Source organism: Streptomyces sp. NPDC046931 (assembly GCF_040644655.1).
Classification (GTDB): domain Bacteria; phylum Actinomycetota; class Actinomycetes; order Streptomycetales; family Streptomycetaceae; genus Streptomyces.
The window spans coordinates 322,775-342,252 of sequence record NZ_JBEYWX010000006.1 but is presented as its reverse complement, the minus strand read 5'-3'; the positions used below and the strand labels follow the sequence as shown (position 1 = coordinate 342,252).

The following is a 19,478-nucleotide window of genomic DNA, read 5'->3' as shown; positions in this document are numbered from 1 at the left end:
GCCCCAACGCCTCCGGTGTCGTGGGAGCCTGACCGGCTCTCCCCCACCGGCTGACGCACGGCCGCGGCCGCTGCCGCCGACAACGAGCGACAGCGGCCGCGGCCGTCGTGCCGGCCGCCTTGCGCGGGCGGCTACCGGGCCTTGCTCACGGTGTCATGACCCAACGCGTGAGGACGCTCCGGCCGCATCGCACAGCTCCCGGTGGCGGTGGAGTTCGTCGACGTCCGCATCGGGGAGCGTGAGTGCATGGTCGAAGTCCGCCCGTGCCAGATCCGCTCGGCCGTCGGCGAGGTGGGCGATGCCTCGGTTGAGAAGGACGTCCGGGTCGTTGCCGACGACCTCGAGTGCGGCGGTCAGGTCCGCGACGGCCCTGCCGTGCCGGGACTGGCGATAGTGCACTACGGCCCGGTTGACCAGCGCGGCGGGGTAGCGCGGGTCTCGCTCCAGGGCGGCGTCGAAAGCCCCAAGGGCCTCCTCGAAGTCCTCGCGCTGCAAGAGCACGATGCCCTTGAGGCACAGCAGTTGCACCTCCCCCGGGTGGAGGGTCAGCCCGGTGTCCGCGTCCGCCTCGGCGCCGTCGAGGTCACCCGTCTCCAGCAGCAGCTCCGCCCTGGCGACACGGGTGTCCAGGTCCGAGGGCTCCATCTCCAGCACATGGCAGAAGTCGTCCAGCGCGCCACGGAGATCGCCGGTCTGAGCCCGGGCGGTGCCCCGGTTGTAGAACAACTCGGGGAACGGGGGCGCCAGTTGCACGGCGCGGTCGTAGTCGGCCAGGGCCGCGTCGAAGTCACCGCGGTCGCGGGAGATCCGGGCGCGCTCCGAAAGATAGTCGGTGTAGTAGGGATCGAGGTCGACGAGCCGGGTGTAGTCGGCGTGCGCCTCTTCCGCCCGGCCCAGCGCGACCAGCAGGCGGGCCCGGTTGTACAGCAACTGGGAGCGGTGCAGGACCCACTGCCCGTCGTCCATCGCCTCGTCGAGCCGGGCGATGCACGATTCCACGATCTCGAGGGCGCGGGTGCGGTTGCCGCGGTGCATCTCGACGAGGGCCAGGCCGTTGTCGTGGAAGACACTGAAGGTCAGGCGTTCGGCCGGGTCGGGAAGGAGGCCCGCGATGGCGACCGCGTTGTGCTGCCACTGCAAGGCGAGTTCGTGGTCGCGTGGTCGCAGGAAGCGGGTGTGCAGCATGGCGATCGCATAGCTGGTCATCATGTGGATCTTGGGATTGGTGAAGCGGCGCAGCAGGTCCCGGTACAGCTCCATGGACTCGTCCAGCCGCCCGATCGGGATGCACGCCGCGGCCGCCTCCCGGGTGAACTCCCAGTAGTCGTGCTCGTGGACGCCAGGGTCGCTCACGCCCCGGCCGCGCAGGCCCAGGTCCACCACGGCGGCGGAGAAGCCGGTGGCGACCGCATGGCGCTGGGCCGCGAGCAGAGCGGTCCGTCCCGCTCCCGTCGGGTCGCTGCCGCGTTCGCGGTGGTAGGCGATCGCTCCCATCCGCACGCCCCAACTCGCCGTGTCCTCCAGGCTGTCGGCACGCCGATCGTGCAGTCGGGCGACCGTCTCCCGATCGGCCTCCTGGTACCCGCGCACCGCCTGGGGGTCGTCGTCGGTGCAGTCACTGTCCACGTACGCGGACGCCCACTCGAGCGGACTGCGGTGCCCGTCCGGCTCGCGGTCGGCCGAGGGCGCACGCAGGGTGGTGGTCGTGGCGGCGAGCGCGGCCTTCAGTTCGCCGGACAGTGCGTCGGCGGTCGTGGAGACCACCACCCGCAGCAGGCGGGGATCCGCCCGGCGCATCAGCAGGGCCAGCAGTTCCCGGGTGGTGGCTTCCGCGGCGTGGACCTCCTCGAAGGCCAGCTCGAGGGGGGAGTCGGTGTCGGCATGGGTCCGGCGCGCATAGTCGAGGAGGAAGGTGACGATGCCCTGACTCATACAGCGGATCATTCCGGAGCCGAAGAAGCGGGTGCGCTCCTTGAACGGGGCCTCGTCGGCCAGCGTACGCGGGGGCGGGCCGATGAGCTGCGCCAACTCCGGCATGCCGTAGAGCAGTTCCACCCGGTGGGCTTCGACGAGTTCGGGCCAGCGCCGGTGGGCCTCGGGAAGCACGGCCCGCAGCACGGTGTCGATGCCGGTGTAGGGGCCGCGCAGACGCTGGTGACAGCGGACCACCAGTGCCCTTCCGGTACGGGTTCGGATGAGGCGGAGGCGGTCTGCCCGCCTGTCGCCCACGATCCGGAGATGGCCCATCATGCGAGTTCAACCTCCGTCGAAGGGGACGTGTGGGATGGGGAGAGCCTTTTCTCCCGGCGCTTTCGCCTCGACAGCACGACGAGGGCAACCACCTGGGCGATGTTCATGCACAGGGACAGCACGGCGTCCCAGAAAGCCGCATTGACGTGACCGGAGCCGACGGCCTGACGGGCAATAGTAAAATATTGAATCGTCACCGGAATGCTGACGAAAGCGGTGATGCCGGCCAGCGTTCCGTATCCGAGCACGATGAAAGGGCCGTAGAATTTTCCTACGCGCCGGTCCCGCGGCGTCCACTTCTCCTCGTCCACCACACGGTCGGAGCGCCCCAGCAGGCGCCACATACGGTTCTTCAGGAGCGTCATGCCGGCGTCGTGGAGGTCATAGCAGTTCCATGCGGTGGCCGCCACATAGTAGAGGTCGGTGCGCAAATAGAGCTGGAACTGCCAGAGAACGCGGACCCCTACGGTGAACGCCAGGGCAAGGCAGACCCGCGCGGTGAGGGAGAAGGATCCGTCCGCGTTCCGTGTCGCGTCGGCCACGAGTCCGAGCGCGCCCAGGACCACACCGTCGCACACGACTCCCGCGAGAAACGGAAGGTAGCGTTTCGCGCGGGGCACACTCAGCAGACCGTTGATCTGCGTCTCGGCCACGATGTAGGTCAGGCGGTTGCTCAGCCGCAGCCGGGTCGGCAGACCCAGACGGCGTCCGGCGAGGATGTGGAAGCCCTCGTGGAGCAGCAGCAGGGGCACCTGACCGAAGGTGATCACCAACTGGACCACGAGGAGCGAGTGCACGAAGAAGATCTGGGACGGGTGCGGGGCCAGGTCCGTATGTCCGGCCACGGCCCAGGCCCAGCCGCCGGCCACGGCCAGGTAGCACCCCCACGCGGGCAGGGAGAAGACGGCGCGCCCCAGCCGGCGCAGGCGCACGGGCGCAGGCGGAGCGTCGTCCGGCGGCGGCTCCCCGTCCTCGCGGACGAAGCCGAGCTCCTCCAGCGTGGCCACGAAGTCGTCCAGATCGACCGGCTCGTCGAAGACCGACTCGTACCAGTCGGCCGCGGCCCTCAGGGGCATGCCCTGCGCAAGCCGCTTCAGCAACTCCGCCCCGTCGGACGGGAACACCGCGTAGGAACCGGTGTCGAGCCGACCGACCACCACGTCGTCGCCTTCGGGAACGAAACTCAACTCGTGCAAGAACAGGCCGCCATCGGCCACAGCCCCTCCCCTACGGCCGGCGCAGGCAACCCGGGTGCGCCGACAGCCGGCGCACCCGAGCGCAATTCAGGAGCGTGTGTGCTGTTACGCGTTGGCGCTGTACGGGCACTGACAGGCGGCCGACGTCAGCCGCACGTCGCCGGCACGACGCACGGCAATCTTCTTGACACCGGACTTCTTGCGCATTGCGAGAGTCGACTTCATCACGGATCCCCTCTCATCGGATGTTCGCCGACCGTTGGCCGACGGCAATCAAAAGTGTGGCCACCGGCCCGCAAACACAAGGTCGGGTTCGAGCCATTCGGTACGTGCGCCACGTTCCACGCGGAAGACAACGATGCCGGGAAACGATTCAACGGGCGCATGGGGAAAGGAATCCGCTGCCGGCAACGGATTCCGTCGCCATCTGGCCGCAGACATCGTTGCCAGAACACGGCGACAACGCTCTTCCCACATCAGAGGACCACTCGGCCGGCACGGAACCAGGGAATCCGCTCGCTGCTCCGCCATGGAACGCGTCGTCGCCGGATTCCGTTTTCCGGCGGATACGGCTCACGAAACGGCCGGCAAAGCGGTCGGCGGTTCGGAGCGTCCGAAGCGCGCGGCGGTGCAAAGGTATTCGGCGACAGCGATGAGAATGCGGCGTCCGAGTTTCGGACGCCGTTACTTCTCGTTCGCGTGAACCTGCGCCGAAGCTGTGCGGACCTTGTGCATGCGGGCGGGGGGGCGGAGGTCTTCTCAGAGGGAAACAGCGTCGTCGGGGCCGGTGTGCAGAGCGACGGCGACTGGTGGCACCGTCGCTCGGCGCCCGGGAACGCTACGCGCCGTTCACCTTGTATCCGCGACCTGCCATGCGAGGTCCCTCGGGGGGTACCGGCTGCGCATGACTTCCGAAACGGCTTCTCCCGCATCGCGCGGCGCGTATGCGGAGCAACTGCGCCGGCTGCACGACGTCTACGCGGTGGGTACGGCGACCTGGACGCTCTGTCTGTTCATGGCTCTGGTGGGCCACGACGCCGACGTTCGGCAACTCGTCCTGCTGCTCGGCCTGCAGGCGGCCTTCGCGCTGTCGTGGCTGTGGTGCACCTGGCGGCTGTGGAGCGGCGGGGAGGCCGCCGAGCCGCCCGATGAGGGCTGAGGGCCTCCGTGGCCGCAACCCGTGCGTTGCGGTCGCCGTCGGCCGGTCACGGTCGGGGTAGCGTTGCGGTCGCTGACGACCCGTCACCACGCCTCCCCGGTGAAGAGAGGAGTTCCCGGTGGCCAAGGAGCCGATGCTGGTGCTTGCGGCAACCGGCGGGCAGGGCAGCGCCGTGACCGACGCCCTGGTGGGGCGCGGGGTCCCCGTCCGGGCGCTGGTACGGGATCCCGGGCAGCCGGCCGCGCGTGCACTGGCCGACCGGGGCGTCGAGGTCGTGGCGGGGTCCCTGACCGATCCCGAATCGCTGGCCTCGGCGATGACCGGGGTGGCGGGAGTGTTCGCGTTCACCACCCCCTTCGAGTCCGGCGTGGAGGCCGAGGTGGCCCAGGGCCGGGCGATCCTGAGCGCCGCGTACGAACAGCGCGTACCGCACCTCGTGTTCAGCTCGGTGGCGGGTGCCGACCAGGACAGCGGGGTACCGCATTTCGACAGCAAGGCACGGGTTGAGGCCGAGCTGATCTCGGGCGATGTGCCGTACACGATTCTGGGGCCGACGTACTTCTTCGACAACGCCCTGGGCGGAGCGGAGCGCATCCTCGGCGGGGTGCTCGAGCTGCCGCTGCCGCCTGACCGGCCCTTGCAGCAACTTGCCCGCCCCGATCTCGGCGCCTTCGCGGCCGAGGTGCTGCTGCACCCCGGCGCGTACACCGGGCAGCGTATCGAGCTGGCCGGTGACGCGCCCACGCCCGCCCGGATGGCTGCGACGTTGAGCGAGGTCCTGGGCCGTGAAGTCCGCCATCACCAGGTACCGCTGACGGCGATCGGCAGTCCGGACATGCATGCGATGTGGACGTTTCTGAACGGCCCCGGCTACCGCGTCGACATCCCCGCTCTGCGCGAGGCCCATCCGGAGATCCACTGGACGAGCTTCACCGACTGGGCGCGGCGTGCGTTCGCGGGTGCCCGCTGACGCGGCCGGGACGGCGGCCACCGAGTCGGAAGGGGACCTCAGCCGGGCCGCCCGGCGGCGTTCCGCTGGTGCGGCTCGCCATGGCTTCGCCGGTATTCGCCCGGGGGCGTTCCGTAGTGTGCCTTGAAGACCCGGCTGAAGGTGGCGGCATCGGAGAATCCGGCGCGGATCGCGATCGCGGCGACGCTGCGGCCGGCCATCCGGGGATCGGTGAGGTCGGCCCGGCAGCGCTCCAGGCGTTGCTCGCGGATGAATTGCCCGACCGTCCTGCCGTCCTCGCGGAACAGGTACTGCAAGGCGCGCAGCGAGATGTGGTGGGCGGCGGCGACATCCGTGGGAGTGAGCCCCGGCTCACCGAGCCGGGCCCGGATGAAGGACTTGATCTGATGCAGTTGTGCCGCCTTCCGCGCCGCACCGGTCTCCGGTCCGTCGGCCCCGGACAGGCTCGTCAGAAACGCGGTGGCCAGGTCGACCACAGCGGAGGCCAGCCGGGGCGTCTGACCGGCCTCGAGGTTCGGCCCCTGCTCGACGAGCCCGCTGAGCAGCCCGCTCAGCAGAGCACCGACACCGGACCGGGAGGGCAGTGCGGTGGCCACCAGCCGGCGCAGTGCCTGCTCCGGAACGGGCAGCGTGTGCCGAGGCAGATGCAGCACGATGGACTGGGCCACGTCGTCGGTGGCGATCGATGCCCAGTACGGCTGCGAGGTGTCGTAGAGCACCAGGTCACCCGGGCACGGGTCGACATGGTTACCGCCCTGCTCCCGCTGCATGCGCCCTTTGACGACCAGGGCCAGCACCCACAGTTCGGGGTCGGAACGCCCGATGAGGCGCCGTGTGCGTATCGACTGCATGGTGGGGAACTCGACACTGGAGACACCGATGCGGTCCCCCAGCGACAACAGCGTCGCCGAGGCGGGAAAGTCCGAGACGTGCTCGGTGATGAGGTCGTGCGGTGCCATGTCGCGGGCCACCAGCTCGCAGAACCAGCCGAACCGCTCCGCTGCCGGCAGCTCCCGGCTGGAGAGAGTGATCACCTTTCGGGCCCTTCCCGTCTCGGCAGCCGCCGCGGCGCCGCTTCACCCGTCCGTGCATCGTCGGGCACCGTGAACCGCCCGGGGAAGTGGTTTACGCGTCAAGGACAGCCGGTGCGCGGAACGTCAACCGTCCTTGCGCTGTACGTCAATGACCCGCAGAGACAGGGGCGGCAAGGATGACCCCCAGTGGCCATACCAGGCGGGCCGCGGGGGCGACCGCGGCCCGCCTGCGCCTGCCAGGCGCGGCCCGAGGAGTCCGGGGGGGAGATCCGCGGGCTGCGCCTGGCTCCGACGCCCCCGGGTCTCACGGGACGCCGAGTTCGAAGAGGACGTATCCCGCGTAGGAGCCTGAGGCCACAGCGGCGAGGGCTAGCACCGTGAACCGCGAACGCGCTCCGAGGCCGCGCATGGCGAGGGCCGGCGGGATGAAGAGCGGGAAGGCGGGGAGCAGATAGCGGGAGACGTTGGCGAATATCTGCTGGCTGCCCAGGACCAGGGCGAGGGTGAGCACGGTGTGGACGACCAGTACGGCCGGGGGGCGCAGCCGGATCAGCGTCGGGATCAGCAGCAGCGCCAGCACGACGGTGCCCACGCTCACGATGTCGGCGTACGGGAACGCGAAGAGGTACGAGAAGTGGCCCACGGGCACTGACTCGAACACCTTGAGTGTGTAGGCACCGTAGTCGAACTTGTGGGCCCAGGCGCCCTCCTGCAGCTTGAAGTAGCCGCCGAGATCGCCCATTCGGTTGCCGACCCAGAGCAGATAGCCGAGCAGGCCGAGCGGGGCGATCGCGATGGCCGCCGACGGGCGCAGCACGGCGTTCCATTGCCGGGGCCGTGCCCGCAGCGGGAATTCGGCTCGCTGCCGTAGAAGGGTGAGCAGCGCGGCGACGGTGAGAGCCGCGATGAGCGCCGCGGCGGTGGGGCGGGTGAGGCCCGCCGCGCAGGTGAGGAGCCCGGCGGTGAGCCATCGGCGGCTCATGACGGCATGGCAGGCCCAGGCGGCGAGGGCGACGTAGAGGGATTCCGAGTAGACGGACCACTCCATGCCGGAACCCGGCCATACGGCCCACAGTCCGGCCGCGGCCAGCCCGGCCCGCCTTCCGCCGAGCCGGGCGGTGACGGCGTAGATCCCGAGGGCGGCCACGAACGAGGCGACGACGGAGACCAGGAGGCCGGCGCCGTACAGGCCGAGGCCGGTGCACTCGGAGACCAGCCGCATCAGGGCCGGATAGAGGGGGAAGAACGCTGCCGAGTTGCCTTCGATGGTGATGAGGCCGGTGGCTCCGGGAACCGGGACGAGCGCCGGGTGGTATCCGTGCGCGGCGACCTGCTGGTACCACCAGCCGTCCCACGTGGCGAGCACGTCCCAGGGGTGGGCGCCGCCGCCGAAGCGAGGATGCTTCCGCCGATAGTCACCGGCGGAGTGCAGCAGAAGCAGGAAGACGGCGAAGCCGATCGACTTGAGCGTGCCGTACAGCACAAGCACGGGGACGTGGTGCCGCGCCGCTCGGCGCAGCCGTCGCCACCGGTCGCGGACGGCCACCGGCGCGAAGGAGGCCGGGAAGGCCCGGGCGTCAGGTTCCGTGGGGACGAGTGCGGGGAATCCCGCGGGAGCGGTGCCGTGGCTGTCCGCGGGTGCCTGGTTGGTCATGAGGTCGTGTCTCCCGCCTGGTCGGCACGGGAGCGGGCGGGGAACACCCAGGACCGGAAGAGGAGGAAACGCAGCAGCGTCGCGGCCAGATTGGCGGCGACGAGCACCATGAGCTCGAAGGGGCGCGCGACATGGGGCGCCGCGTGGCGCAGCACGGCGAGTGAGCCGCTGGTGAGTGCCAGACCGACGGCGAAGACCGCCAGGCCCTTGGCGTGATGGCGTATCGCGCCCCGGCCGCGCATCCCGAAGGTGAGCCGCCGGTTCGCGGCCGTGTTGGCGAAGGCGCAGATCAGCAGCGCCAGGGCGTTGGCGGCCTGGGGGTCCGCCGCCGGACGCAGGGCCGTGTAGAGCAGCAGATACCCCACGGTGCTCAGCGCTCCCACGGCGGCGAACCGCGCCATCTGGGCGGCCAGTCCGCCAGGTGGCGCGCCGGCTCCGCTCCGGCGCAGCCCGGCCATCGGAAGCGTGCCGCGGGCCAGTGCCCGGCCGACCCTGGCGATGCCGCGCAGGTCGGCCAGGACCGTGGACAGGATGTCGACCCTGCTGTCGGGGTCGTCCACCCAGTCGACGGGCACCTCGTGGATGCGTAGCCCGGCCCGTTCGGCGATCACCAGCAGCTCGGTGTCGAAGAACCATCCCGTGTCCTTCACCAACGGCAGCAGCCGCTCGGCGACATCCCGCCGCACCGCTTTGAAACCGCACTGCGCGTCGGAGAAGCCCACGGCCAGGGTGGAGCGCAGGAGAACGTTGTAGCAGCGGGAGATGATCTCCCGCTTGGGACCGCGCACGACGGTGGAGCCTCGGGCCAGCCGCGTCCCGATGGCGATGTCCGAGTGCCCGGAGATCAGCGGGGCGACCAGGGGGAGCAGCGCGGTCAGTTCGGTGGACAGGTCGACGTCCACATACGCGAGCACCGGGGCCGAAGAGGACGACCACGCGGCGCGGAGCGCCCGGCCGCGCCCCTTCTCCGCCAGCCGTATCCACTCCGTCTCCGGCAGTTCGGCGGCCAGCCGGGCGGCGATGCGCGGGGTGTCGTCGGTACTCGCGTTGTCGGCGACCGTGATGCGGAACGGATAGGGGAACGTCGCCCGCAGATGCGCGTGGAGGCGCCGCACGCTCGGCTCCAGATCGGTCTCCTCGTTGAACACGGGGACGACTACGTCCAGGACGGGCTCCGGGTGGTGAGCGGGCAGTGGTGTCCGCAGCGGCAACCGATCGGTCCGGGCGGCAGGTATGGCATGTGTCATTGTCTGTCCGGTTATGCGTTCTGGCGCAGGGCATGCCGAAGGTATTCATGGCAGCCGTGCGATCACGGGTCGCTGATGAAGGGGTGGGGGTGAGGCCGGGGCCGGGGCCGGCGAAACGCGCCGGCCCCGGCTATCCGGAGCTGTGCGAGCCCACCGGTGGTGAGGACACCGAGGACCCCGCCGTCCGTGTGCTCTGGGTGACGGTGGAGGTCGCCGGTGCGCTGACCGTGGTCTCGGGCGGATTCGGGGGGAGGGACGTCGGATTCCCCGAGCCGGAGGGGAACATGGACGGGGGCGAGGAGCCGCCGGTGGTACCGGAGCCGGTCGGGGTGGCCGGTACATCGGACTGGGTCGAGGACACCGTCGGTGACGAGGTGACACTCGGCGCGGGTGAGGACGACGAGCCCGTTCCGGGCCGTGTCAGGGGACCCTGGGGCTGGTCCACGGCAGGCCCCTTCGGCAGCAGGAACAAGCCGACCGTCAGCCCGGCGACCAGGAGAACGGAGCCGCCGGCCGCCGTCGCCGCCCGAAGCCGCCGACGGGCCCGTACGCCCTCCCGGAGGCGCTCCCGCTGCTCCGATGCGAAGGGGATGTACTCCTGGGAGTCGCGCATCATCCGCGCCAACTCCTGTTCGAAGTGGTCCATGGATTCCCTCATCCCACCGGATCGATGACATCGGCCAGGATCTGACGCAGCCGCGCCACGCCCCGTGAGGCGTGGGAACGAGCGGTGCCCACCGGGACGCCCAGCACAGCGGCGACCTGCTTCTCGGACAGGTCCTGGTAGTACCGCAGCACCACCGCGGCGCGCTGACGTGGCGTCAACTGGGCCAGTGCGGCCTCCAATCGCGAGCGTTCCGCCACGGCGGCCGACATGTCCCCCGCCTGAGCCGGCTCGGGCAGCCGGTCCACAGGGCGCTCACCCCACCACCGCCGCCGGGCGGAGCGCGCGGCCGCCCGCCCCAGGATCTTCCGTACGTAGGCCTCCGGCGCCTCGTCGGCCACCTTCGGCCAGGCGAACCAGAGTTTGACCAGGGCCTCCTGCAACAGATCCTCGGCCCGATGCCGATCACCTCCGCAGAGCAGGCGCGAAAGATGGAACAACGCCGGCCAACGGGCCGTCACGAACCCGTCGAACCCGTCGGCCCCCGTCTGCACCATCCGCACCGTCCCGCCCTCACCAGTTCCTTGCACTCATAGGGAAGGCATTGGGACGCGCCTCGCTATGCACCCATTGCGCGTGATCCACGTCACGCCGATGCCGCTCCTGCCGCAGACCCGCTTGGAATCCGGTCGAGTCGTCGAGGGAGCCGGGCCCTGGGAGCGCGCGGCGGAGAACGTACGGCCACGGCCGTACGCGGCGCGCCGCCGCTTCGCGAGGGGCCGTCCGTCCGCAGCGGACGGCAAAAAGAAAAGGAAAGGAGGTCCCGCTCCTTTCCACTCTCAACGTATAGCGCACCGGGGGGCTTGCGGCAAGGCCCCCGTCCTGCCGCAGAATCGTCGGCCGAAGCCAGGACCTGCGGAAATGGGGAAGTCACGAAGTGCGTGTGCTGTTGTCTACCTATGGGTCGCGCGGGGACGTCGAACCGCTGGTGGGGCTCGCGGTGCGGCTGCGGGCACTCGGCGCGGAGGTGCGCGTGTGCGCACCTTTGGACGAGGACTTCGCGCGGCGGTTGGCCGGCGTCGGCGTGCCGCTGGTGCCGGTCGGCCCGTCGGCGCGCGAACTGACGACCGCGCCGGCGCCGCCGTCATCCCTGCCCCAGCGCGCGGCCGTGTTGACTGCCGGCCAGTTCGACGGGGTCACCGAGGCGGCCGAGGGATGCGACGCGCTGGTGGCGACCGGTGTGATGCCGGCTGCGGCCGCCGCGCGGTCGGTGGCCGAGAAACTGGGCATCCGCTCCGTGTCCGTGACCTTCCAGCAGCTCACCCTGCCGTCACCGCACCGCCCGCCGCTTGCGTATCCGGGCCGGCCGTTCCCGCCGGAGGTGACCGACAACCGGGCGCTGTGGGACCTGGACGCCCGGAGCGTCAACGCGCTGTTCGGCGAGGCGCTCAACTCGAACCGGGTGGCGCACGGCCTGCCACCCGTGGACGACGTCCGCGCCTATGTCATCGGCGACCAGCCGTGGCTGGCGACGGACCCGGTCCTGGACCCGTGGCAGGAGACGCCGGGCCTCGACGTCGTCCAGACCGGCGCATGGATCCTGCCCGACGTTCACCCGCTCCCGGCCGCGTTGATGGCGTTCCTGGACGCAGGCACACCACCGGTGTACGTGGGCTTCGGCAGCATGCCCATGCTCGCTTCGACGGACGTCGCCCAGGTGGCCATCGAGGCGGTCCGAGCGCAGGGCCGCAGGGTGGTCGTCGCCCGCGGCTGGGCCGACCTGGCCCTGATCGACGACCGGGACGACTGCTTCATCGTTGGCGAGGTCAACCAGCAGGCGCTGTTCGCCCGGGTAGCCGCCGTCGTGCACCACGGCGGCGCGGGCACCACGACGACGGCCACCCGGGCCGGCGCGTCCCAGGTGGTCGTACCTCAGGCGGCGGACCAGCCGTACTGGGCCGGCCGGGTGGCCGACCTGGGCATCGGCGCGGCACATGACGGTCCGACTCCGACCTTCGAGTCCCTGTCGGCCGCGCTCAGCACGGCCCTGGCCCCCGAGACCCGCGCACGGGCGACCGCCGTGGCCGGCATGGTCCACACCGATGGAGCGGCGGTGGCCGCGAGGCTGCTGCTCGACACGATCAGCCGGGAAAGGCCGCGAGTGCCCGCGCGGTCGCGAGCGGCCGCAGAGCGGAGCTGATGCCGTGAGCCCCCTGACCACCAGCGCTTTCGACCTTCACGACCGCCTCTCCCCCAAGGCCGACCCGAGGTTGATCGCCGACGACGAGCAGCACTTCGCGGCCATCGCCCGGTGCCTCGAACAATCGGTCGCCGATCTGTCCGACCGCCTCGCCGCCGAGCGCAGGGCGCCCGGCGGCGTGGGCCGGCAGGCGATGGACCGCGACCTTGAGATCCACCGGCTGACCGCCCGCCTGCGCGCACTGCGTCGCTTCGGTCTGGACCTGTGCCTCGGACGCATGGTCGGCACGGACGATCCCGAGCCCGTGTACGTCGGACGACTGGGCCTCAAGGACAGCTCCGGTCGCCGGCTGCTGCTCGACTGGCGCTCCCCCGCTGCCGAGCCCTTCTTCGGAGCCACCCACGCCAGCCCGATGGGTCTGGCCAGCCGCCGCAGGTATCGCTGGAGCGGCGGCCGGGTCAGCGACTACTGGGACGAGGTGTTCACCTCGGACGGCTTTGCGGGGCACGCCGCACTCGACGACCAGTCCGCCTTCATCGCCAGCCTGGGCAGCAACCGGTCGCCACGGATGCGAGACGTGCTCGGCACCATCCAGGCCGACCAGGACGCCATCATCCGCGCCGGATCCCGCGGTGCCCTGGTCGTCGACGGCGGTCCGGGTACGGGGAAGACCGTCGTCGCCCTGCACCGCGCCGCCTACCTCCTCTACTCCGACCCTCGCCTCGGTCACCGCCGCGGCGGCGTGCTGTTCGTCGGTCCTCACCAGCCGTATCTGAGCTACGTCTCCGACGTCCTCCCCAGCCTCGGAGAGGAGGGCGTGCAGACCTGCACCCTGCGGGACCTCGTCGCCGAGGGAGCGGCGGCAGGGGTCGAGGCGGACCCGGAGGTGGCCCGCCTGAAGGCGTCCGCCAACCTGGTGAAGGCCGTCGAGACGGCCGTCAGGTTCTACGAGGAGCCGCCCACCGAGGGGATGTCGGTCACCACCCACTGGTCCGACATCCGGCTGAGCGCCGAAGACTGGGCCGTTGCGTTCGAAGCGGCAGAGCCCGGTACTCCGCACAACGAAGCGCGCGACCAGATCTGGGAGGAGCTCCTCACGATCCTGGTGGACAAACACGACGGCGATGCCCCGGCCGACCTGCTCCGCACGTCGCTGACGAAGAACAGGGAGCTGCTCACGGCCTTCAACCGCGCGTGGCCGCTGCTCGAAGCGGCTGACCTCGTCGGCGACCTCTGGTCGGTACCCGCCTACCTGCGGATGTGTGCTCCCTGGCTCACCCCCGACGACGTCCGAAGGCTTCAGCGCGCGGACGCCCACGCCTGGACGGTGTCCGACCTGCCGCTCCTGGACGCGGCACGGCAGCGGCTCGGCGACCCGGAGGCGTCGCGACGCAAGCGCCGTCAGGAGGCCTCCGCAGCCGCCGAACGCGAGCGCATGGCCGTCGTCATCGACGACGTGCTGGCGGCCGACGACGACGGTGAAGGCGCGGTGACGATGCTGCGCGGACGGGACCTTCGGGAAAGCCTCGTCGACGAGACCGCACTGCCCGGCACCGAACCGGATCTGCTCGCCGGCCCCTTCGCGCACATCATCGTGGACGAGGCTCAGGAACTGACCGACGCGCAGTGGCAGATGCTGCTGCTCCGGTGCCCGTCCCGGAGCTTCACCATCGTCGGGGATCGTGCCCAGGCCAGGCACGGGTTCACCGAGTCATGGCAGGAACGGCTCGAGCGGATCGGGCTGGATCGGATCAGCCTGGCCTCCCTGAGCATCAACTACCGGACGCCGGCGGAAATCATGGCGGAAGCAGAGCCCGTCATCCGGGCCGTACTGCCGGACGCCAACGTGCCGACCTCCATCCGCAGCAACGGCGTCCCCGTCGCCCAAGGATCCGTATCGGACCTGGACTCGGTCCTCGACGCCTGGCTCGCCGCACATGCCGACTCGGTCGCCTGTGTCATCGGCGACCCCACGTTCCGGGCGACGCCCCGTGTCCTGTCGCTGACCCCGGAGTTGTCGAAGGGCCTGGAGTTCGACCTGGTCGTCCTGGTCGACCCGGAGGAGTTCGGCGACGGCATCGAAGGAGCCGTCGACCGCTATGTCGCGATGACCCGGGCGACCCGGCAACTCGTCGTCCTCACGAGCTCCTAGAGGACGTCGCGCGAAAGTCGGGCTCCCTGGGGGCCCGGCGGCGCCGAGGCGGGCGGTCACTGCTGCACGCCTCGGTGTCCTCGTCCGCGGCGGTCGGCAGCTCGTTGTGCCCCTCGCTCCAGTGGTTGACCCACCCGCACACTCCGCGGGCGTAGCGGCCGTTCACCCCGGAGACCTCGCTGCCGCACTTGCGGCACTGTGTCTGGGTGATCTCCTGAGAGGCCAGGAACTCCACCGCCGGCACCGGCGTCCCGGGCACGGTCTGCTTCCTTCTCATGAGGCGGACCCTTCCCGCGCGACGGCACACGTCACGGCGAGCGCCGGCACCCGGACGGCCATGGCCGTCCGGGTGGAAGTGCGGGCGCCGCTACGCCCATCGGGCAGGAGCCGAACCGCGGCGGGTACGGACCGCACCGCACGGGGGACAGGCAAGATCATGGATGCCCATCACGACGGCCCGGATCCGGCTCATCAGCGCCCGCCGGGCGTCAGCGACGAAACCGTGGAGGCCCTCGGCTCGCTCTCGAAGGCGCTGGAGACCACCGAGCGGGCCAGAGGTCACCTCTACAGCTTCCATCAGCTGACCGGCGGCGCGGACCTGGAGCTGGACCGGGCGGTGGAACTGCTGCGCAGAGCGGGGCACGCGGCTTGGGCCGAGAAGGTGCGGACGGAGATCCTGGGCCGCAACGTCATCCCGGGGCACTGGACCTTCCAGATCGTCGAGGCCTACGACCACACGTACTACCAGCCGTTCAAGGACCTCGAGCGACGCGCCGTGGAGGAGCTGGCGGCGGGGCGGGATCATCTCTACGAGGCGGAGATGAAGGAAGCCCGCCGGACGCACGGCCACCCGGACCACACCGCGCGGCCGCCCTGGCCTTCCGGTTGACGCACGGCGCACAGGGTCGTGGCCACCGGCCGCCCGGTCGCCCTCTTCCCCGTCAGGCCACGTCGGCGGGCCGCTCGCACCGTTCGGCGGCACGACGGCCGACGGCGGAGCGCCCCGTAGCGGGACGACCGGTGCCGGAGCTCTCGCCGGGCCGCCGCTCGACCGAGGTTCCACCGATCAGGCGCAGGTGTCGGCCACGGGCGTGGCGGGCGCCCGACGGCCTGCCGAACAGCCTGTCCTCGAGGCGGTCCATGGCGAACAACACAAGCCCCAGCACGGGCAGCAGCAGAACGGCGACCGCGATCACAAGGCACTCACCTCCCGGGCGACGACGCTTCGCCGGGTGCCCGCCGCCGCCTCGGTCATCGGCCGGAGGGTGTGAAGGTCCGGTGAGGGCGGCCGGCGGGAGCTCACCGGGACGGCGGCATCCGAGTCGCCGTGGCCCGGTGCCCCCTGCATGCTGGAAGCAGGTGGAGCGCCCCGCCCCGTCACGGTGAGCAGGGACCCACACGGCGGCCGACTCACCGCGTCCCTGGAGCCGGCCGCCGTGTGTCATGCCGGCATGGCCTCATCCGGCGCCGACGGCTCCACCACCCGCTCGCCTCGGCATCACCTCCTGCCGCGTCTCCCTCACCCGGCATCAGGTCGCTGCCTGCCCTGAACCGGGCTCTTCGGGGTACCCGCGCGTTCACGAGCGCCGACGGCATGCACGGTCGGCCGGTACGAACGAGACAGACGGGAGGTGATCGTCGTGTCGAGCCCACAGCCGCACTACGCCGGGTCCGGCCGGGATACGCACGGCTCCGGGGCCGAGCCGGTGGGCAGGCTGGTGCAGCAGGCGTCGCAGCAGCTGACGGAGCTGGTGCGCGGCGAACTGAGGCTGGCGCAGGCGGAGATGACGGAGAAGGGCAAGCGCTACGGCAAGGGGGGCGGGCTGTTCGGCGGCGCCGGGGTCGCCGGCTTCCTCGCCCTCGAAGCCCTGGTCGCCACCACCATCGCCGCTCTGGCGGTGCCGCTGCCGGTATGGGCGGCGGCGCTGATCGTCACCGCGGTGCTGGGCGTGATCGCCGCGGTGCTGGCCATGAACGGAAAGAGGCAGGTCGGCCGGGCCGCACCACCGGCGCCCAAGCAGACGATCGAGAACGTCAAGGCCGATGTGGCCGAGATCAAGGAGAGTGCACACCGATGACGCAGCCGCCCCACGACGTACCGACGGCCTCCAGCCCGCAGGAACTGCGCGAGCAGGTCGAGCAGACGCGTCACGAACTCGGGCAGACGGTCCAGGCCCTGGCGGCCAAGACCGCCGTGAAGGCCCGGGCCCAGGAGAAGGCGGCCGAGGTGAAGGAGCAGGCGGTGGCCAACGCCGTGAAGGCGAGGGCCAAGGTCGCCGCTGTCGTGCACCAGGTGCAGAACAGGCTGCCCGAGCCGGTCAAGGACGGTGCCGCCCAAGCTGCCGGACAGGCACGGGCGACGGCCGCGGAGGCCGGCCGGCTGTGGCAGGAGAAGGCGCCCGAGCCGGTACGGCAGAAGGCCGCAGAGGGAGTGCGGGCGGCGCGTGGCAACCGGGCTGTCCTGCTGCTCGCGGCCGCGGGCGGCGTCGCCCTGTGGCTGGGGAGCCGCCGCAGGAAGGGCTGAGCCGCACGGCGGGGGTGCCGGGGACACGGGCACGGGTGGCTCAGGCTGCCGGGGGCGTCGGGCTCCGAAAAGCGGTTGACGCCCACCCCCGTCCGGCGATCGGATGGCGCCCCATGAGCACAGGGCAGTGGCATCCGGGCCGGCTCCCCGTCGACGGCGACCTCGTACGGCGGCTGGTCGCCGGGCAGTTCCCGCAGTGGGCCGGGCTTCCGGTGGAGCGGTTTCCGTCGGGCGGCACCGTCAACGCCATGTACCGCCTGGGCGACGCCATGGCCGTACGGCTGCCGCTGATCGAGGGCGGCGCCGAGGACGTGACGACGGAGCAGCAATGGCTGCCCCGTCTCGCGCCCCTGCTGCCCACCGCCGTCCCCGAGGTGCTGGGCGCCGGGGAGCCCGCAGAAGGGTATCCGTGGCCGTGGTCGGTGCACCGGTGGCTGGCAGGGGGAAACCCCGAGCCGGAGGAGCTGAGCGAGCCCGTGCTGCTCGCCAAGGATCTGGCCGAATTCGTCGCGGCGATGCGGAGCATCACCCTGCGCGGGGCACCGGACGCCTACCGTGGTGGACCGGTCGCCTCGCTCGACGTGGCGACCCGGGCGGCGATCGAGGAGCTGCGCGGGATCCCCGAGGAGGGCGTCGACTGCGACGCCGCGGCCGCCGTCTGGGAGGAGGCGCTGCGGGCGCCGGGCTGGAACGGGCCGCCGGTGTGGCTGCACGGCGATCTGATGCCGGGCAATCTGCTGGTGGACGGCGGCAGGCTGACCTCGGTCATCGACTTCGGGTGCATGGGGGTGGGCGATCCGGCCTGTGATCTGTTCCCGGCATGGAATCTGCTGCCTGCCGATGCGAGGGAGGTCTTCCGCGAGGCGCTCGACGTGGACGACGCGGCCTGGGTCCGCGGCCGGGGGCGGACTCTCTCGCAGGCGCTGATCGCGCTGCCGCACTACCGCACGACGAACCCGGCGATGACGCGCAACGCCCGGCATGTGATCCGGGCGGTACTCAGCGAGAGCTGAGGGGTTCCGGTACCTCGGCTCGGGGGGCGAACTCCTGTGTCGTTCGCATGGCCGGCGGTACGGTGAGCTCACCTGGCCCCGCGATCGGGGGCGAGGCGGTCCTCGACCGTCCCGGCACCGGACCGCGCCGGACACAACGCCCGGCCGGGCCGCGGCCCTTGTCCCCATGGAGGGCGGGCGATGGCCGGCCGGTCCGAGCGGAACGCGCGGCGGCGAGCCGACCGGGGACCCCGTGGACTTCCTCCGCTTCGCCCTGGGCCTGCGTCATCCTGGTGAGTCGGCTCATCTCCGACACCGAGCCGCTGTCCGGCGTGGCGCCCAGACTCCGCGGACCGGTCCAGCCGCGCCGGGCCTGGTGGTTCCCCGGCGTGCTCGCCGACAGGCCCACGCTCGCCAACCGTGTTCTCACTACCTACGTCCGGCGCATGACAAGGATGGCCGCCGACTCCTACCGGGCGTCCCCCGCCATGTGGGACGTCACCAGGTTGCAGAAGGACGGGAGCGGTCTGCTGCGTCCCTCGCTGTTGCCCGCCACTCTGAGCGGTCCCGTCCTGCCTCCGCTGGCCGGACCGCCCCCGACACCGGCCGAGCGCGCGATCCTGCACGGCCTCGACCGCGTCGGGTCTCCGTCACGGCGCTGAAGGCGGTGTGGAGCGCGCGATGCGGAAGCCCACGTCGTCGATGCGGAGAGCCGGGTGGCTTCGGCGCCGTACCGAGGCCCGACAGCTCCAGTGCTCATCGGACCAGCCTCCGCCACGGAGCACCCGGTAGGTGCCGTACACCTCGGCGTCGTAGACGTCCCAGCACCAGTCCCACACATTGCCCAGCATGTCGTACAGACCCCACGCGTTGGGCTGCCTGCCACCCACGTCGTGGATCCTGTCCTCCGAGTTCCCCCGGTACCAGGCGATCTCGTCGAGCCGGCCGTAGCGCGGTCCCGTCGTCCCCGCACGGCAGGCGTGCTCCCACTCGGCCTCCGTCGGCAGCCGGTATCCGTCGGCGGATGGGTCCCATTCGGCCGCCTCGTCGTCCACGCGCAGGTGATAGGCGGGCGTCAGCCCCTCGCGCAGGGACAGGGCGTTGCAGAACCGGACGGCGTCCCACCACGACACGCCCTCGACGGGCAGCCGCTCTCCTCGGGCGGTACCGGGCCGCCGGCCGGCAACCCGTTCGTATTGCGCCTGAGTCACCGGGAACGCCGACAGCTGGAACGGCGCGAGCTCGACCGGCCAGCTGCGTTGTGTCCGCCGATCCGACAGCGTCACCCTCCCCGGCGGGACGGAGACCATCTCGTAGGGCAAGACCGCGTCCATGAAAGGCCACCCTACCGGCGTCCTGCGGCCCCTTCCACGATGCCCGGTGCCGGGCGATCCGCACCATGGACCGAGACGGGGAGCCGGACGCCGGTTCGCCGTGGCCGCAGCGCTGGTACCCGCGGCATCCACCGGTGCCAACGGCCGCCTCCGCCACCCATG

The 19,478-nt window shown here is 71.3% G+C and carries 19 protein-coding genes; 10 read left to right on the top strand and 9 right to left on the bottom strand.

Annotated features, from left to right (window positions below; translation table 11 throughout):
- Positions 1–153: 153 nt before the first annotated feature.
- Both ABZ876_RS15265 and ABZ876_RS15260 read right to left on the bottom strand, forming a co-directional pair.
- The gene (locus tag ABZ876_RS15265) at positions 154–2,250 is read right to left on the bottom strand and encodes a tetratricopeptide repeat protein (RefSeq protein WP_361779919.1); all 2,097 of its coding nucleotides are present in this window, start codon (positions 2,248–2,250) and stop codon (positions 154–156) included.
- Complete coding sequence (locus tag ABZ876_RS15260) at positions 2,247–3,467, bottom strand: hypothetical protein (RefSeq protein WP_361779916.1); 1,221 nt, start codon at positions 3,465–3,467, stop codon at positions 2,247–2,249. The genes ABZ876_RS15265 and ABZ876_RS15260 overlap by 4 nt, the downstream gene beginning before the upstream one ends.
- Positions 3,468–4,350: 883 nt before the next feature.
- On the opposite strand from ABZ876_RS15260, the gene ABZ876_RS15255 reads away from it, so the two are divergent.
- On the top strand, positions 4,351–4,605 hold the full coding sequence (locus ABZ876_RS15255) for a hypothetical protein (protein ID WP_361779913.1): 255 nt from the start codon (positions 4,351–4,353) through the stop codon (positions 4,603–4,605).
- 118 nt (positions 4,606–4,723) lie between these two features.
- Positions 4,724–5,575 (top strand): NmrA/HSCARG family protein, encoded by an 852-nt coding sequence (locus tag ABZ876_RS15250; RefSeq protein ID WP_361779910.1) that lies wholly within the window; start codon positions 4,724–4,726, stop codon positions 5,573–5,575.
- Positions 5,576–5,613: 38 nt separating this feature from the next.
- Here ABZ876_RS15250 and ABZ876_RS15245 read toward each other — a convergent pair whose 3' ends face one another.
- From ABZ876_RS15245 to ABZ876_RS15235, 3 genes are all read right to left on the bottom strand, one after another.
- Positions 5,614–6,609: a helix-turn-helix domain-containing protein gene (locus ABZ876_RS15245; RefSeq protein ID WP_361779907.1), complete on the bottom strand. Its 996-nt coding sequence runs from the start codon at positions 6,607–6,609 to the stop codon at positions 5,614–5,616.
- A 304-nt stretch (positions 6,610–6,913) separates the two neighbouring features.
- Positions 6,914–8,263: a hypothetical protein gene (locus ABZ876_RS15240; protein WP_361779905.1), complete on the bottom strand. Its 1,350-nt coding sequence runs from the start codon at positions 8,261–8,263 to the stop codon at positions 6,914–6,916.
- On the bottom strand, positions 8,260–9,510 hold the full coding sequence (locus tag ABZ876_RS15235; RefSeq protein WP_361779902.1) for a bifunctional glycosyltransferase family 2/GtrA family protein: 1,251 nt from the start codon (positions 9,508–9,510) through the stop codon (positions 8,260–8,262). The genes ABZ876_RS15240 and ABZ876_RS15235 overlap by 4 nt, the downstream gene beginning before the upstream one ends.
- An 89-nt stretch (positions 9,511–9,599) precedes the next feature.
- Here ABZ876_RS15235 and ABZ876_RS15230 point away from each other — a divergent pair, with 89 nt between their 5' ends.
- Positions 9,600–10,184 carry a hypothetical protein gene (locus ABZ876_RS15230; protein WP_361779899.1) on the top strand — a complete coding sequence of 195 codons (585 nt, stop codon included), beginning with the start codon at positions 9,600–9,602 and terminating at the stop codon, positions 10,182–10,184.
- On the opposite strand, the gene ABZ876_RS15225 is transcribed toward ABZ876_RS15230, so the two are convergent.
- Positions 10,165–10,671 carry a SigE family RNA polymerase sigma factor gene (locus ABZ876_RS15225; protein ID WP_361779896.1) on the bottom strand — a complete coding sequence of 169 codons (507 nt, stop codon included), beginning with the start codon at positions 10,669–10,671 and terminating at the stop codon, positions 10,165–10,167. The genes ABZ876_RS15230 and ABZ876_RS15225 overlap by 20 nt on opposite strands.
- Before the next feature lie 386 nt (positions 10,672–11,057).
- Here ABZ876_RS15225 and ABZ876_RS15220 point away from each other — a divergent pair, with 386 nt between their 5' ends.
- Positions 11,058–12,314: a glycosyltransferase gene (locus tag ABZ876_RS15220; protein ID WP_361779893.1), complete on the top strand. Its 1,257-nt coding sequence runs from the start codon at positions 11,058–11,060 to the stop codon at positions 12,312–12,314.
- A gap of 4 nt (positions 12,315–12,318) precedes the next feature.
- Positions 12,319–14,466, top strand: coding sequence for an RNA polymerase recycling motor ATPase HelR (helR, locus tag ABZ876_RS15215; protein WP_361779890.1), 2,148 nt, complete (start codon positions 12,319–12,321; stop codon positions 14,464–14,466).
- Here helR and ABZ876_RS15210 read toward each other — a convergent pair.
- Complete coding sequence (locus ABZ876_RS15210) at positions 14,453–14,743, bottom strand: hypothetical protein (protein ID WP_361779887.1); 291 nt, start codon at positions 14,741–14,743, stop codon at positions 14,453–14,455. The genes helR and ABZ876_RS15210 overlap by 14 nt on opposite strands.
- Before the next feature lie 159 nt (positions 14,744–14,902).
- On the opposite strand from ABZ876_RS15210, the gene ABZ876_RS15205 reads away from it, so the two are divergent.
- A complete protein-coding gene (locus ABZ876_RS15205; RefSeq protein ID WP_361779884.1) occupies positions 14,903–15,355 on the top strand; it encodes a hypothetical protein in 453 nt (150 codons plus the stop codon).
- A gap of 52 nt (positions 15,356–15,407) precedes the next feature.
- Here the strand turns inward: ABZ876_RS15205 and ABZ876_RS15200 are convergent, their stop codons facing one another.
- A complete protein-coding gene (locus tag ABZ876_RS15200; RefSeq protein ID WP_361779882.1) occupies positions 15,408–15,662 on the bottom strand; it encodes a hypothetical protein in 255 nt (84 codons plus the stop codon).
- A 510-nt stretch (positions 15,663–16,172) separates the two neighbouring features.
- On the opposite strand from ABZ876_RS15200, the gene ABZ876_RS15195 reads away from it, so the two are divergent.
- From ABZ876_RS15195 to ABZ876_RS15180, 4 genes are all read left to right on the top strand, one after another.
- Positions 16,173–16,544 carry a phage holin family protein gene (locus tag ABZ876_RS15195; RefSeq protein ID WP_361779971.1) on the top strand — a complete coding sequence of 124 codons (372 nt, stop codon included), beginning with the start codon at positions 16,173–16,175 and terminating at the stop codon, positions 16,542–16,544.
- A complete protein-coding gene (locus tag ABZ876_RS15190; RefSeq protein ID WP_361779879.1) occupies positions 16,541–16,990 on the top strand; it encodes a DUF3618 domain-containing protein in 450 nt (149 codons plus the stop codon). The genes ABZ876_RS15195 and ABZ876_RS15190 overlap by 4 nt, the downstream gene beginning before the upstream one ends.
- A gap of 113 nt (positions 16,991–17,103) precedes the next feature.
- Positions 17,104–18,003, top strand: a complete 900-nt coding sequence (locus ABZ876_RS15185) for an aminoglycoside phosphotransferase family protein (protein WP_361779877.1) — start codon at positions 17,104–17,106, stop codon at positions 18,001–18,003.
- A 272-nt stretch (positions 18,004–18,275) separates the two neighbouring features.
- The gene (locus tag ABZ876_RS15180; RefSeq protein WP_361779874.1) at positions 18,276–18,644 is read left to right on the top strand and encodes a hypothetical protein; all 369 of its coding nucleotides are present in this window, start codon (positions 18,276–18,278) and stop codon (positions 18,642–18,644) included.
- Here ABZ876_RS15180 and ABZ876_RS15175 read toward each other — a convergent pair.
- Positions 18,633–19,316 carry a formylglycine-generating enzyme family protein gene (locus ABZ876_RS15175; RefSeq protein ID WP_361779871.1) on the bottom strand — a complete coding sequence of 228 codons (684 nt, stop codon included), beginning with the start codon at positions 19,314–19,316 and terminating at the stop codon, positions 18,633–18,635. The two genes, ABZ876_RS15180 and ABZ876_RS15175, sit on opposite strands and share 12 nt — an antisense overlap.
- Positions 19,317–19,478: the final 162 nt, after the last annotated feature.

Bases quoted from the DNA above. Each gene is read 5' to 3' on its own strand.
- ABZ876_RS15175 (WP_361779871.1), bottom strand. From the start codon at position 19,316: ATGGACGCGGTCTTGCCCTACGAGATGGTCTCCGTCCCGCCGGGGAGG.
- ABZ876_RS15235 (WP_361779902.1), bottom strand. From the start codon at position 9,510: ATGACACATGCCATACCTGCCGCCCGGACCGATCGGTTGCCGCTGCGG.
- ABZ876_RS15225 (WP_361779896.1), bottom strand. From the start codon at position 10,671: ATGGTGCAGACGGGGGCCGACGGGTTCGACGGGTTCGTGACGGCCCGT.
- ABZ876_RS15185 (WP_361779877.1), top strand. From the start codon at position 17,104: ATGAGCACAGGGCAGTGGCATCCGGGCCGGCTCCCCGTCGACGGCGAC.
- ABZ876_RS15210 (WP_361779887.1), bottom strand. From the start codon at position 14,743: ATGAGAAGGAAGCAGACCGTGCCCGGGACGCCGGTGCCGGCGGTGGAG.
- ABZ876_RS15190 (WP_361779879.1), top strand. From the start codon at position 16,541: ATGACGCAGCCGCCCCACGACGTACCGACGGCCTCCAGCCCGCAGGAA.
- ABZ876_RS15265 (WP_361779919.1), bottom strand. From the start codon at position 2,250: ATGATGGGCCATCTCCGGATCGTGGGCGACAGGCGGGCAGACCGCCTC.
- ABZ876_RS15205 (WP_361779884.1), top strand. From the start codon at position 14,903: ATGGATGCCCATCACGACGGCCCGGATCCGGCTCATCAGCGCCCGCCG.
- ABZ876_RS15255 (WP_361779913.1), top strand. From the start codon at position 4,351: ATGACTTCCGAAACGGCTTCTCCCGCATCGCGCGGCGCGTATGCGGAG.
- ABZ876_RS15240 (WP_361779905.1), bottom strand. From the start codon at position 8,263: ATGACCAACCAGGCACCCGCGGACAGCCACGGCACCGCTCCCGCGGGA.